Here is a 13,896-nt window from a genome sequence, read left to right as displayed (position 1 = left end):
CGCACGAGGAGAACACCCCAGCATGATCCGCATGACGCTCGCCGAGGTGACGCACGCCGTCGGCGGCACACTGCACGTCCACGGCACCGACACTCCCGAGACGGTCGTCTCAGGCAACGTCGACACCGACTCGCGCGAGATGGGGCCGGGATCGGTCTTCGTCGCCAAGCCGGGTGACGTCACCGACGGCCACCTGTTCGTCGACGCAGCCGTCGCCTCCGGTGCGACCCTCGCCATCGTCGAACGTCCCGTGACGGCCGCCGTCTCGCAGATCGTCGTCGGCGACGCCGTGGCCGCCCTCGGCTCCTTGGCGCGCGAGGTGGTGGCGCGCGTGCGCGCCGGGGGAGACCTGCGCGTCGTGGGCATCACAGGCTCCAACGGCAAGACAACGACGAAGAACCTCCTCGCCCGCATCCTCGAGGACGAAGGTCCCACCGTCGCGCCCCGCGCGTCGTTCAACAACGAGGTGGGCGCCCCCGTCACGATGCTCCGCGTCACCGACGACACCCGCTTCCTCGTGAGCGAGCTGGGCGCCTCCCGTCCGGGTCGCATCGCCGAGCTCGCCGGACTCATCACCCCCGACATCGGCGCCGTCCTGATGGTGGGCCTCGCGCACGCCGGCGGGTTCGGCGGTGTCGAAGCCACGCAGAAGGCGAAGACCGAACTGGTCCAGGCCTTGCGACCCGGCGGCACCGCCGTCCTCAACGCCGATGACGCCCGCGTCGCCGCGATGGCGACGGCGGCCGACGAGCGCGGCGCCGCGGTTCGCTGGTTCGGCCGCGGGCCCGCCGCCGACGTCCGCGCCGAGGACGTCGAGGTCACGGCATCCGGGACCACTGCCACCGTCCACGTCGACGGCCGCAGCATCCCGCTCCACCTGCGCGTCCTCGGCGAGCACCACGTGATGAACGCGCTGGCCGCCATCACGGTCGCCCAGCTGCTCGGAGTCGACCCCGCCGACGCGATCGCCCGCATCGGGACGGTCGAGATCGCGGAGCGTTGGCGGATGCAGCCGCTCGGCACGGACAGCGTCCGCATCATCAACGACGCCTACAACGCGAGCCCCGACTCGATGGCCGCGGCGCTGCGGACGGTCGCACAGATCACCGCGCCCGGCCAGCGGAAGGTCGCGGTGCTGGGGGCCATGTCCGAGCTCGGCGAGCAGGCGGGCGAGGAGCACGATCGCATCGGGCTCCAGGCCGTGCGCCTGCGCTACGAGCGCATCGTCGTGATCGGCACCGCCGCGCGACGCCTCTTCCTGGCAGCGATCAGCGAAGGCTCGTGGGACGGCGAAGCCGTCTTCTTCGAGACCGCCGACGACGCCTACGACTACCTGACGGCCGAGCTGCGCGACGGTGATCGCGTGCTGGTGAAGTCTTCCAACTCCGCCGGGCTCAGGTTCCTCGGCGACCGTCTGGGAGAATTCTTCTCGTGAGATCCCTGCTGGCCGCCGCGACGATCTCGTTGGCCTTCACCCTGTTCCTGACCCCGCTGTTCATCCGGCTCTTCCGGAAGATCGGCTGGGGGCAGGTCATCCGCACCCCCGAGGACGCCCACAACCCGAGCCACCACACGAAGCGCGGGACGCCGACGATGGGCGGCATCGTCTTCATCCTGGGCACGATCGTCGGTTTCTTCGTCGGCAGCTACACCGGCGGCACCGAACCCACGATCTCGGGCCTGCTCGTCCTCTGGATGATGGTCGGTCTCGGCATCATCGGCTTCATCGACGACTACATGAAGGTCCGTTCGCAGCGGAGCCTCGGTCTGTCGGGGTGGCGGAAGATCGTCGGTCAGATCGCCGTCGCCGTGCCGTTCGCCATCATGGCGCTCAACTTCAAGAACCAGTACGGCGAGACGCCCGGATCCGCGTACATCTCGTTCTTCCGCGACATCCCGACGCTCTCGTTCATGGCTCTCGGCGCGGTGGCGGGCTGGATCCTCTACCTCCTGTGGATCTCGTTCATGTCGGTCGCCTGGTCGAATGCGACGAACCTCACGGACGGGCTCGACGGCCTGGCGACGGGTGCCGGCATCTTCACGGTGTCCGCCTACAGCCTCGTGACGTTCTGGCAGCTGCAGCAGCGCTGCCATTCGGCCGCCCTCGTGACGGAGTACACCGCAGCCTGTTACGACACGCGCGATCCCATGGGGCTCACGATCGTCGCCGCCTCGTTCGTCGGCGCCCTCGTCGGCTTCCTCTGGTGGAACGCTCCGAAGGCGAAGATGTTCATGGGTGATGTCGGGTCGATGGCGATCGGCGGCGTCATCGTCGCGATGGCCGTCCTCAGCCGCACCGAGATCCTCTCCATCATCCTCGCCGGCGTCTTCATCATCGCTCCCGCATCGGTCATCCTGCAGCGGTACTACTTCAAGGCGACCGGCGGCAAGCGTCTCTTCCTCATGAGCCCGTTCCACCACCATCTCGAGATGCGCGGCTGGCCCGAGATCACGATCGTCGTACGGATGTGGGTCATCGCCGGCATCCTGGCGATCTTCGGCGTGGCCCTGTTCTACGCGGGCTGGCTGGCTGCACTGTGACCGCGGATCTCGACCGCCTCACCAGTTGGCACGCCGACTGGTCGGGCCTGCGCGTCGCCGTCCTCGGCCTGTCGATGACGGGCTTCTCGGTCGCCGACACCCTGGCGGAGCTGGGATCGGACGTCCTCGTGGTCACGGAGGACGCCGGCGAGGAGTACGCCCGTCTCCTCCCGGTGATCGGCGCACGGCTGTGGGAGGGTCCCCTCGACTCCGTCCCTGACGAACTCGTCGCTCACCGTCCCGATGTCGTCATCGCCTCGCCGGGATTCCCGCCGCACCACCCTGTGGTGGCGTGGGCGCAGAACGCGGGTGTCGCCGTCTGGGGCGACATCGAGCTCGCCTGGCGCGTCCGCGACAAGGTCCTGCGGCCCGACGGAACCCCCGCCGAATGGGTGCTCATCACGGGCACGAACGGCAAGACCACGACCACCCAGCTCACCGCCACGATGCTCGTGGCCGGCGGCCTCCGCGCTGCGCCCTGCGGCAACATCGGGGTCCCCGTCCTCGACGCGGTGCGTGACCCGGCCGGGTTCGACGTCCTCGTGGTCGAGGTGTCGAGCCATCAGCTCTGGTACCTCGGTCTGCAGGACGGCGACGGTCGGGTGTCCCCGCACGCGAGCGTCTGTCTGAACCTGGCAGCCGACCACCTCGAGTGGCACGGCTCCTTCGACGCCTATCGGGATGCGAAGGCCGTCGTCTACCAGCGCACCCGCGTGGCCTGCGTCTACAACAAGAGCGACGTCGCGACGCGCGAGATGGTCGAGGATGCGGAGGTCGTCGAGGGATGCCGCGCCATCGGCTTCGACCTCGGCGTCCCGGGGCCGAGCGACCTCGGCGTCGTCGACGGCATCCTCGTCGACCGGGCGTTCCTCGAGGAGCGTCGCACGAACGCCCTCGAGCTCACGACGGTTGACGAGCTGGCGGAGGCGGGGCTCGCCGCACCGCACGTCGTCGCGAACATCCTGGCCGCCGCAGCCATCGCCCGCTCTTTCGACGTCCCGCCGGCCGCCATCCGCGACGCCCTCCGCGGCTTCCGCCTCGATCCGCACCGGATCGAGGTCGTGGCGGTCGCGGGCGGTGTTACGTGGATCGACGACTCGAAGGCCACGAACCCGCACGCGGCGGCATCCTCGCTCCAGGCGTACCCCGGTGCCGTCTGGATCATCGGCGGTCTGCTGAAGGGCGTCGACATCGACGATCTGGTCGCCTCTCGCGGCCCCTCGGTGAAAGCCGCGATCGTCATCGGAGTCGAACGGTCCGAGATCGTCGCGGCTTTCGGGCGACACGCCCCGACGGTGCCGCTGTTCGAGGTCGACCACGCTCAGACTGAGGACGTCATGACCGAGGTCGTCGCCCGTGCGGCGGACGTCGCGCACGACGGAGACGTGGTCCTCCTCGCTCCGGCAGCGGCATCCTTCGACCAGTTCGCCTCGTACTCGGATCGCGGCCGGCGCTTCGCCGCCGCGGTGAACGCACGGATCGGAAAGGACGCCGGTGACAACCACGACCGACCGTCCGGCCCCGTCGGATCCGGCTGACCGCGGCTCGTCCGCCTTCACGGCGCGCGTCGCCCTCGGCAAGGTCTTCGCACCGGTCCCGAGCGAGTTCCTGCTCATCGCCTCGACGGCGCTGATCCTGACGATCTTCGGACTCGTGATGGTGTTGTCTGCGACCATGGCGACAGGGGCCGAGGGCGGGCCGTTCCAGACGGTGCTCCGACAGGCGATGTTCGCGGTCCTCGGCGTCCCGCTCATGTTCGTGTTCAGCCGGCTGCCGGTGCTGTTCTGGAAGCGGATCTCCTGGATCGCCCTGGGCGTCGCGCAGGCTTTCCAGCTGCTGGTGTTCACGGGCCTCGGCTACGACTTCGACGGCAACCGCAACTGGATCTCGATCGCGGGGGTCCAGGCGCAGCCGTCCGAGTTCCTGAAGCTCGCCTTCGCCCTCTGGCTCGGCTACGTCCTCTACCGGAAGCACACGCTTCTCGGCCTCTGGCGCCACGTCTTCATCCCAGTCGTTCCGGTCTCGATCATGGTGATCGGCTCGGTCCTGGCCGGCAAGGACCTCGGTACGGCCATGATCCTCGTGCTGATCCTGCTCGGCGCGCTCTTCTTCTCGGGCGTCAAGCTCCGGGTGTTCGTCATCCCCGTGGTCGCCGCCGTCGTGATCGTCGGATTCCTGGCGCTGACGAGCGCCAACCGCATGGCGCGCATCACGAGCTTCCTCAACCCGAACTGCCTCGACGACTACTACAACGGCTGCTATCAACCGCTCCACGGCATCTGGGGGCTCGCCAGCGGCGGCGTCTTCGGCCTCGGCCTCGGGAACTCGCGTGAGAAGTACGCGTGGTTGCCCGCGGCATCCCACGACTACATCTTCGCGATCGTCGGTGAGGAACTCGGTCTCATCGGCTGCATCGTCGTGCTCGCCCTGTTCACCCTGTTCGCCGTCGGCGCGTTCCACGTCATCCGCAAGACGAACGACCCGTTCATCCGCATCGCCGCGGGCGGGATCACGGTGTGGGTCGTCGGACAGGCCCTCATCAACATCGGCGTCGTGCTCCGGGTGTTCCCGGTGCTCGGCGTCCCGCTGCCGTTCATGTCGCAGGGAGGCACGTCGCTCGTGTCCGTGCTCATGGCCTGCGGCGCACTGCTGGCGTTCGCGCGCACGCTGCCGGCGGCCCCGCCGGTGGCGCCGGCACCCCGCCGGTAGGCTCGATCCGGTGACCACGTACCTTCTGGCCGGCGGCGGGACCGCGGGCCACGTCAATCCGCTGCTCGCCGTCGCCGACGCTCTGACCGCGCGCGAGCCCGGCGCGACCGTCCTCGTCCTCGGGACGCGCGAGGGACTCGAGGCGCGGCTGGTGCCGCAGCGCGGTTACGAGCTGCTCTTCGTCGACAAGGTGCCGTTCCCGCGTCGACCGGATGCCGCGGCCCTCCGCTTCCCGGCGCGTTTCGCGCGCGCGGTGCGCCAGGTCCGATCGCACATCCGCGAGCGCGGGGTGGACGTCGTCGTCGGCTTCGGCGGGTACGCCTCGGCCCCCGCCTACGTCGCCGCGGGGCGCGCCGGCGTTCCCGTCGTCGTGCACGAGGCCAACGCCAAGCCGGGGCTCGCCAACGTGCTGGGCGCGCGGCGAGCCGCGGCATCCGGGGTCGCCTTCGAGGGGACGCCCCTGCGGGGAGCGGAAGTCGTCGGGATGCCGCTGCGGCCCGAAATCGTGCATCTCGACCGAGCCGCCCTGCGGGATGAGGCGGCAACCGCGTTCGGACTCGACGCGGACCGGCCGGTCCTCCTCGTCTTCGGCGGGTCGCTGGGCGCCGTCCGCATCAACCGTGCCCTCGCCGATTCCTGGCAGGACGTCGTCGCCGCGGGATGGCAGATCCTCCACGCGGCGGGGGAGCGCAACGACATCGCCGACCCGGGCGATCCGGCCTACCGCGTCGTCCCGTACATCGACCGGATGGACCTCGCCTTCGCCCTGGCAGATGCGATCGTGTCGCGATCCGGAGCGGCGACCGTCAGCGAGATCAGCGCCCTCGGCGTCCCGGCCGTCTACGTCCCGTACGCGGTCGGTAACGGCGAACAGGCCCTCAACGCCGCGTCCGCCGTCGCGGCCGGGGCGGCCGTCCTCGTCCCCGACGCGGAGCTGAGCGGGGATCGCATCCGTTCGTCGGTGGTGCCGCTCCTCACGGATGCCGCAGCGCTCGACCGGATGCGCGCGGCCGCGACCGCGGTCGGAACGCGCACCGGCAGCGAGAACGTCGTCGCGCTCATTGATCGCGCCCTGGCCCGCTGACGCGGCGCCGGCTCCAGCGCGCCGCAGCATCCTCCCGGCGGGCCCGACCTAGACTTGACGGGCCATGATTCGCCCCGATCTCTCGCTCCCCATCCCCACGGACATCACCGCCGCGCACTTCATCGGGATCGGCGGTTCCGGGATGTCGGGACTCGCCGGGATGTTCCTCGACCGCGGCATCCGCGTGTCGGGGTCCGACCGTTCCGACAGTGACGCGATGCGCGCTCTCGCGTCCCGCGGCGCCGACGTCCACGTCGGTCACGACGTGGCGAACCTGCCAGAAGACGTCGACGCGGTGGTCTTCACGGGCGCGATCTGGCCCGAGAACCCCGAGTACCTCCGGGCCAAGGAGCGCGGCGTCGCCGTCATCCACCGTTCGCAGGCGCTCCACTGGCTCGTCGGCGGCCGCCGGCTGGTGAGCGTCGCCGGGGCGCACGGCAAGACGACGTCGACGGGCATGATCGTGACGGCGCTCCGGGCGATCGGAGCCGATCCGACCTTCGTGAACGGCGGCGTCATCTCCTCGATCGGCGTCTCGAGTGGCACCGGGTCCGACGACCTCTTCGTCATCGAGGCGGATGAATCCGACGGATCCTTCCTGCTCTACGACACGGCCGTCGCGCTCATCACGAACGTCGACCCCGACCACCTCGACCACTGGGGGTCGCGCGAGGCGTTCTACGAGGGTTTCGTCCGGTTCGCGGATGCCGCCTCCCAGGCCGTCGTCATCTCCTCCGACGACCCCGGTGCCCGCGAGGTCGCGGCCTCGCTCTCGCACCCGAACGTCGTGTCGTTCGGAACGTCTGCCGACGCCGACGTCCGTGTGACCGACATCGTCACCGAGGGGCCGGTGTCCTTCACCGTCCATCACGGGGGACAGGCGGCATCCGGTGCCCTCGCTGTTCCGGGTGCGCACAACGCCATCAACGCCGCCGGCGCCGTCGCCGTCCTGCTCACGCTGGGGTACGACCTCGGATCGGCGCTCCGTGCGGTCGAGGAGTTCGGCGGCACGGTCCGGCGGTTCGAGCTCCACGGCATCCGCGCGGGCGTGTCGGTCTACGACGACTACGCGCACCACCCGACCGAGGTCGACGCCGCATTGTCCGCGGCGCGCACGGTCGTCGGCGAGGGGCGCATCATCGCGCTCCACCAGCCCCACACCTACTCCCGCACGCAGGCGATGTACCGCGAGTTCGCCGAGGTGCTCGAATCCCGCGCCGACCACACGGTCGTCCTCGACGTCTACGGCGCGCGCGAGGACCCCGTGCCGGGCGTCACCGGCGAACTGGTGAGCGGCGCGTTCGCCGATCAGGACCGGGTGCACTTCGTATCGGACTGGCAGCAGGCGGCGGAGTACACCGCATCCATCGTTCAGCCGGGGGATTACGTCATCACCCTCGGATGCGGCGACGTGTACCGCATCATCCCGCAGGTGCTCGACGCCCTCGGGCAAGGGCAGGACTGACGATGCGGCGGCCGTCCCCGCTCCCGTCGACGCCGCCGGCAGGTCAGCGACGCGAGGCGCTCCCGGAGCGGCCGCGGCGGCGTGAGGCCATCCCTGAGCCGCCCGCGGTCGAGGCTCCCGCCGCCGAGCCGACGCCATCCGAGCCCGCTGCCGCCGAACCGCCCGTCGCGACGGGGCGTCTGGCTCCCGTCGTCCCGTTCGACGCCTCCCCGACCCCCGCCGACGACGCGCAGGCAGAAGCGGATGCCGAGACGGAGCGTCCGCTCGGCGTCCGCGACGTCTGGGCTGCGGCTCGGGCTCGCCGCCGCGCGCTGCGCCGCGAGGTCCGGCGCTTCACGGTGCGCCAGCGCCGCCGACGGTACGCCTGGCTCGGAGCGCTCGCTGCCGTCGTCCTGGTCGGGCTCGGCGCTGTCGCGACGGCCTACAGTCCGCTTTTCGCGGTGTCGAAGATCACGGTGCTGGGCACGGATCGCCTGGCCCCCGCCGCCGTCGAGCAGGCGCTCTCGGGGGAGATGGGGACTCCGCTCGCCCTCGTCGACTCGAGCGCCGTGAAGGCGGCGCTCGTCGCGTTCCCTCTCGTGGAGAGTTACTCCATCGAGGCGAGGCCGCCCCAGGAACTCGTCGTCCGCATCGTCGAGCGGACGCCTGTCGGTGTCGTGAAGACGAAAGCGGGTGCCTCTCTCGTCGACGCGGCCGGAGTCGTGCTGGGCACCACGAAGGACGCACCCGAGGGGTATCCCGTCATCGATGCCGCAGGCGGCGCCGGGTCGCGCACCTTCCGTGCCGTCGGAGCCGTCTACCGGTCCCTGCCGGCGGATCTGAAGGCCGCGGTCACGGCGATGTCGGCGACCACTCCGGATGACGTCACACTCACGATCGACGGCGCGGACGTCGTCTGGGGGAGCGTCGAGGATGCCGTCGAGAAGGCGCGCGTGCTGAAGGCGGCGATGGCGGCTCGGCCGCCGTCCAAGGTCGAGGAGTACGACATCTCCTCGCCCGATGCGGTCGTCATCCGCTGACTCGAGAATCCGATCCGACGACACGCCGCCACGGTGCGGGCGGCCGCCCCGTCGCCGCATACCTTCGGAATCAGGAATTGCATACTCGGCAATTCTTTAAACCTCTGGTTGAGGTTGAAGGTTTGCACTCGAGGTTCAGGACGATACGGAGGCCGGCGTGAGCCAGAACCAGAACTACCTTGCTGTGATCAAGGTCGTTGGCGTGGGTGGTGGCGGTGTCAACGCCGTCAACCGAATGATCGAGCTCGGCCTTCGCGGCGTCGAGTTCATCGCCGTCAACACGGACGCACAGGCGCTGCTCATGAGCGACGCCGACATCAAGCTCGACGTGGGACGTGAGCTCACCCGCGGTCTCGGCGCCGGCGCCGACCCGGAGGTGGGCCGTCGCGCCGCCGAGGATCACGCCGAGGAGATCGAAGAGGCCCTCGCCGGCGCCGACATGGTCTTCGTGACCGCGGGCGAGGGTGGTGGCACCGGTACCGGTGGCGCACCCGTCGTCGCACGGATCGCGAAGTCGATCGGCGCCCTCACGATCGGTGTCGTCACGAAGCCCTTCTCGTTCGAGGGTCGTCGCCGTCAGACCCAGGCCGAGTCCGGCGTCTCGAAGCTGAAGGAAGAGGTCGACACCCTCATCGTCGTCCCGAACGACCGCCTCCTCGAGATCAGCGACCGCGGCATCTCGATGATCGAGGCGTTCGCCACGGCCGACCAGGTGCTCCTCGCCGGTGTGCAGGGCATCACCGACCTGATCACCACCCCGGGTCTCATCAACCTCGACTTCGCCGACGTCAAGTCGGTCATGCAGGGCGCGGGCTCCGCGCTCATGGGCATCGGCTCGGCGCGCGGCGCCGACCGTGCGATCAAGGCCGCCGAGCTCGCGGTCGAATCCCCTCTCCTCGAGGCGTCGATCGAGGGCGCCCACGGTGTGCTCCTCTCGATCCAGGGCGGCTCGAACCTCGGCATCTTCGAGATCAACGACGCAGCCCAGTTGGTGAAGGAGGCCGCGCACCCCGAGGCCAACATCATCTTCGGTACGGTCATCGACGACACCCTCGGCGACGAGGTGCGGGTGACCGTCATCGCCGCCGGCTTCGACGGTGGCGAGCCCCAGGTGAAGGTCGAGCCGATCACGGCCAGCCGCCCGGCATCCGCCCCGGTCCTGCCGCCGCTGCCGGCCGACACGGTGGCTCGCGACCTCGCAGCCGCCGAGAACGCCGGTTCGCGTGAGTCGGTGTCGGTCTCCGCGCCGTCCTCGTCGAGTGACTACGACTCGGCGTTCGGCGACGACGACCTCGACATCCCCGACTTCCTGAAGTAACCGGATCGTGGATCTGCGTTCGCGGCTCGCCGACATCGACGCGCGCATCTCGGATGCCGCTCGGTCGGCGGGCCGCGATCCATCGGGGATCACCCGGATCGTCGTCACGAAGTTCCACCCCGTCGAGCTCGTCCAAGAGCTCGCCGGGCTCGGCGTGACCGACGTCGGGGAGAACCGCCAGCAGGAGCTCAGCGCGAAGCGCGAGACCTACGACGGCGTGCCGCTCCGCTGGCACTTCATCGGGCAGGCGCAGACCAACAAGGCGAAGGCCGTCCGGAGGGATGCCGACGCCGTGCACTCGCTCGATCGGGCCCGCCTCGCCGACGCGCTGCACGCGGCACGCCCCGACGACGACGGCGACAGGCTCGACGTCCTCATCCAGGTCAATCTGACCGAGGATCCCGCCCGAGGGGGAGTCGCGCCCTCGGGCGTTACGGAACTCGCCGAGCACATCGCCGCGACGTGTCCGTCGCTGCGCCTCCGCGGCATCATGGCCGTCGCGCCGCTGGACGAAGAGCCGGCTCCGGCCTTCGCGCGGCTGGCCACCTATGCCGACCGCATCCGCACCGTGGTGCCGGATGCCGACTGGATTTCCGCCGGCATGACCGGCGATTTCGCCGAGGCGATCGCAGCGGGTGCGACACACCTGCGGATCGGTTCGGCAATCACGGGCCCGAGGCCCGTGCACGGATAGCCTCGTCACAGACGAGCAATACGGAGGATGCGATGTCGAACCCGCTCAAGAAGACCATGGTGTACCTGGGCCTCGCCGACGAGGAAGAGGTCTACGAGGAGCCGGCTCCCCGCCGCGAGAGTCGGGAGAAGCAGGTCGAGAACAAGACGGCGCCGGTGACGCCCATCCACCGCCCCGCGGTCGTCCGTCAGCCCGCTCCGGCGACGGTGAGCGAGATCGTCACGGTCCACCCCAAGCAGTACCGCGACGCGCAGGCGATCGCCGAGAACTTCCGCGACGGCATCCCGATCATCATCAACCTCTCGCAGATGAGCGACGCCGACGCGCGACGCCTGATCGACTTCGCGAGCGGTCTTTCGCTGGGTCTGTACGGACGTATCGAGCGCGTGACGAGCAAGGTCTTCCTGCTGTCGCCCGAGAACGTCGCAGTGTCCGGCGAAGGCGCGATCGCTCAGGGCGACGCGGACTCCGCCCCCTTCACGCACTAACGCCGTGTCGGTCATCGGCCTCATCGCCGGGATCCTCAACGCGCTCCTGCTCATCTACGTGCTGTTCCTCCTGGCACGTCTGGTTCTGGAGTACATCCCGATGTTCAATCGGGAGTGGCGTCCGCGCGGCGGCTGGCTCGTCGTTGCGGAAGTCGTGTTCACTGTGACGGACCCGCCCATCAAGTTCTTCCGCCGCTTCATCCCCCCGCTGCGCATCGGTCCGATCGCACTGGATCTCGCGTTCCCCCTCACGATGCTCTGCTGCTTCGTGCTGCTGTCCATCACGCAGGTCCTGAGCCGCGTCTGACCGACCTGTCGTCGCACCCGTGACAGCCGCGGACTATGCTGTCGGGGTACGGCTCGCGCCTCGCGGGTCTTCGTTGACCGGCCCGCTTCCTGAGCCCCGAAAGAGGAAAGACACATGCCTTTGACTCCCGAAGACGTCGTCACCAAGCAGTTCCAGCATGTTCGCTTCAAAGAGGGTTTCGACCCCGATGAGGTCGACGACTTCCTCGACGAGATCGTCGTCGAGTGGCGCAAGACGATCGCTGAGAACGAAGAACTGAAGGCGAAGCTCGCCGCGTTCGAGTCCGGTGAGACGTCCGCCCCGCAGACCGAGTCCGCACCGCAGGCCGAGGCCGCACCGCAGACCGAACTCCTCGAAGAGGTTCCCGCTGCCGAGCCCGCCGCGGAGGCTCCCGCCTCGTCCGGCTCCGCTCCCGTCGCCGCGTCGGCCGGCATCATCGAGCTGGCCCAGCGCCTGCACGACGAGCACGTCGCCGAGGGCAAGGCGCAGAAGGAGAAGCTCATCTCCGAGGCGCAGGCCGAAGCCGACGCCATCCTCAACGACGCACGCTCGAAGGCGCGCGACGAGATCACCCGCCTCGAGAGCGAGCGCGGCACCCTCGAGAGCCGTATCAGCGAGCTTCGTCAGTTCGAGCGCGACTACCGCGTTCAGCTGCGCGGGTTCATCGAAGAGAAGCTGCGCGACCTCGACGTCGCCGGCACCTCGGGTTCGACGCCCATCTCCGCGTCCTGACCACTCGCACGTTGTCGAGCCGAACGTCCGCGAAGCGGACGACACTGCGCGCCGCAGCGGCCGGCACCACCATCGCGATCCTCGCGGTGCTGGTGCTGGCCGCTGATCAGTTCACCAAGTACCTCGCCCTCCAGAACCTGCCCGAGCGGCAGGCCGTGCCAGTCCTCGGGGACTTCCTCCAGCTCTATCTGACGTTCAACCCCGGTGCGGCGTTCTCCCTGGGGGAGGGCGTGACCTGGGTGTTCACCCTCGTCCTCGCCGCCGCGGCCCTGACGATCGTCGCTCTCGCGGCGACCCGTGTGCGCTCCCGCGCCTGGGCCATCGTGCTCGGCCTTCTCCTCGGCGGCATCCTCGGGAACCTCACCGATCGGCTGCTGCGTGCACCGGGTTTCCTCGTCGGGCACGTCGTGGACTTCATCCACACCCCCTGGCTGTGGCTGTGGTTCCCGTCGGCCATCTACAACATCGCCGACATGTTCATCGTCACGATGATGATCGCTGTCGCCGTTCTGGTGCTGCTCGGCCGTCGGTTCGACGGCACCCGTGAGAAGGATGCCGCGACCGCGGACGCCGCCGACGCGGACGTCCCGGCACGCGCGGACCCTCATGCCCAGCCGTAGTCTCCCCGTCCCCGACGGGCTCGACGGCACGCGGGTGGATGCCGCCCTCGCCAAGCTCCTCGGATTCTCGCGGACCTTCGCGGCCGAGGTCGCCGAGGGCGGCGGTGTCCAGCAGGACATGCGTCCCGTCGGCAAGTCCGACAAGCTCGTCGCCGGCGCCTGGCTGCAGGTCGACTGGGAGGACAAGCGCGGACCCGAGATCGTCCCGATCGCGGTCCCCGACCTCGGCATCGTCCACGACGACGACGAGATCGTCGTCGTCGACAAGCCCGCCGGTGTCGCTGCCCACCCGTCGCTTGGCTGGGAGGGTCCGACGGTCGTCGGCGCCCTCGCCGCATCCGGTTTCCGCATCGCCACCTCCGGGGCTTCCGAGCGCCAGGGCGTGGTCCATCGGCTGGACGTGGGGACGAGCGGCTTGATGGTGGTGGCGAAGACCGAGCGCGCCTACACGGCGCTCAAGCGCGCCTTCAAAGAGCGGGAGGTCGACAAGATCTACCACACGGTGGTGCAGGGGCATCCCGACCCCCTCGTCGGCACGATCGACGCTCCGATAGGCCGGCATCCGAACCACTCGTGGAAGTTCGCGGTCGTCCCCGACGGCAAGGACTCGGTGACCCACTACGAGACGCTCGAGGCGTTCCCGCGGGCCTCGCTGCTCGAGGTGCATCTCGAGACCGGCCGCACGCACCAGATCCGCGTGCACATGGCCGCGCACCGGCATCCCTGCGTCGGCGATCCGCTCTACGGCGGTGACCCGACTCTGGCCCAGCGTCTGGGACTCACCCGTCAGTGGCTCCACGCCCACGAGCTCGCGTTCGCCCACCCGGCGACGGGGGACTGGGCGACCTTCCGCTCGGACTACCCGGCCGATCTGGCCGGGGCGCTGGAGCTTCTCCGCGACCAGTGAGGGCCTGCGAGT

The 13,896-nt window shown here is 69.7% G+C and carries 14 protein-coding genes; all 14 read left to right on the top strand.

The features are described 5' to 3' along the window. The first annotated feature begins 22 nt into the window (after positions 1 to 22). The 14 genes from MRBLMI1x_RS13560 to MRBLMI1x_RS13495 all read left to right on the top strand — a co-directional run bounded on the left by MRBLMI1x_RS13560 (position 23) and on the right by MRBLMI1x_RS13495 (position 13,884). Positions 23 to 1,435 carry a UDP-N-acetylmuramoyl-tripeptide--D-alanyl-D-alanine ligase gene (locus MRBLMI1x_RS13560; RefSeq protein ID WP_018186454.1) on the top strand — a complete coding sequence of 471 codons (1,413 nt, stop codon included), beginning with the start codon at positions 23 to 25 and terminating at the stop codon, positions 1,433 to 1,435. Next, complete coding sequence (mraY, locus tag MRBLMI1x_RS13555; RefSeq protein WP_018186455.1) at positions 1,432 to 2,541, top strand: phospho-N-acetylmuramoyl-pentapeptide-transferase; 1,110 nt, start codon at positions 1,432 to 1,434, stop codon at positions 2,539 to 2,541. The genes MRBLMI1x_RS13560 and mraY overlap by 4 nt, the downstream gene beginning before the upstream one ends. Continuing rightward, positions 2,538 to 4,079 (top strand): UDP-N-acetylmuramoyl-L-alanine--D-glutamate ligase, encoded by a 1,542-nt coding sequence (murD, locus tag MRBLMI1x_RS13550; protein ID WP_363459320.1) that lies wholly within the window; start codon positions 2,538 to 2,540, stop codon positions 4,077 to 4,079. The genes mraY and murD overlap by 4 nt, the downstream gene beginning before the upstream one ends. After that, on the top strand, positions 4,036 to 5,250 hold the full coding sequence (gene ftsW / locus MRBLMI1x_RS13545) for a putative lipid II flippase FtsW (RefSeq protein WP_018186457.1): 1,215 nt from the start codon (positions 4,036 to 4,038) through the stop codon (positions 5,248 to 5,250). The genes murD and ftsW overlap by 44 nt, the downstream gene beginning before the upstream one ends. 10 nt (positions 5,251 to 5,260) lie before the next feature. Continuing rightward, entirely contained in the window at positions 5,261 to 6,334 is a 1,074-nt protein-coding gene (locus tag MRBLMI1x_RS13540; protein ID WP_363459317.1) for a UDP-N-acetylglucosamine--N-acetylmuramyl-(pentapeptide) pyrophosphoryl-undecaprenol N-acetylglucosamine transferase, read from the top strand. A gap of 64 nt (positions 6,335 to 6,398) precedes the next feature. Beyond that, positions 6,399 to 7,799, top strand: coding sequence for a UDP-N-acetylmuramate--L-alanine ligase (gene murC / locus MRBLMI1x_RS13535; protein ID WP_363459315.1), 1,401 nt, complete (start codon positions 6,399 to 6,401; stop codon positions 7,797 to 7,799). A 2-nt stretch (positions 7,800 to 7,801) separates the two neighbouring features. Then, positions 7,802 to 8,818 (top strand): FtsQ-type POTRA domain-containing protein, encoded by a 1,017-nt coding sequence (locus MRBLMI1x_RS13530; protein ID WP_363459313.1) that lies wholly within the window; start codon positions 7,802 to 7,804, stop codon positions 8,816 to 8,818. A 157-nt stretch (positions 8,819 to 8,975) separates the two neighbouring features. Further along, a complete protein-coding gene (gene ftsZ, locus MRBLMI1x_RS13525) occupies positions 8,976 to 10,136 on the top strand; it encodes a cell division protein FtsZ (protein WP_020097536.1) in 1,161 nt (386 codons plus the stop codon). A gap of 7 nt (positions 10,137 to 10,143) precedes the next feature. After that, positions 10,144 to 10,830, top strand: a complete 687-nt coding sequence (locus MRBLMI1x_RS13520) for a YggS family pyridoxal phosphate-dependent enzyme (protein ID WP_363459311.1) — start codon at positions 10,144 to 10,146, stop codon at positions 10,828 to 10,830. A 32-nt stretch (positions 10,831 to 10,862) separates the two neighbouring features. Next, complete coding sequence (locus tag MRBLMI1x_RS13515) at positions 10,863 to 11,318, top strand: cell division protein SepF (RefSeq protein ID WP_018186463.1); 456 nt, start codon at positions 10,863 to 10,865, stop codon at positions 11,316 to 11,318. Positions 11,319 to 11,322: 4 nt separating this feature from the next. Then, positions 11,323 to 11,625 (top strand): YggT family protein, encoded by a 303-nt coding sequence (locus MRBLMI1x_RS13510; RefSeq protein WP_018186464.1) that lies wholly within the window; start codon positions 11,323 to 11,325, stop codon positions 11,623 to 11,625. A 114-nt stretch (positions 11,626 to 11,739) separates the two neighbouring features. Further along, entirely contained in the window at positions 11,740 to 12,357 is a 618-nt protein-coding gene (locus MRBLMI1x_RS13505; RefSeq protein ID WP_018186465.1) for a DivIVA domain-containing protein, read from the top strand. An 11-nt stretch (positions 12,358 to 12,368) separates the two neighbouring features. Then, positions 12,369 to 12,977, top strand: coding sequence for a signal peptidase II (lspA, locus tag MRBLMI1x_RS13500; protein ID WP_018186466.1), 609 nt, complete (start codon positions 12,369 to 12,371; stop codon positions 12,975 to 12,977). Next, complete coding sequence (locus MRBLMI1x_RS13495; RefSeq protein WP_363459308.1) at positions 12,964 to 13,884, top strand: RluA family pseudouridine synthase; 921 nt, start codon at positions 12,964 to 12,966, stop codon at positions 13,882 to 13,884. Before lspA ends, MRBLMI1x_RS13495 begins: the two co-directional genes overlap by 14 nt. Positions 13,885 to 13,896: the final 12 nt, after the last annotated feature.

The sequence above is a fragment of the Microbacterium sp. LMI1x-1-1.1 genome (genome assembly GCF_040676205.1).
Classification (GTDB): Bacteria; Actinomycetota; Actinomycetes; order Actinomycetales; family Microbacteriaceae; genus Microbacterium; species Microbacterium aquilitoris.
The sequence above is the reverse complement of the archived record's forward strand: the minus strand, read 5'-3'. Positions and strand labels throughout refer to the sequence as shown.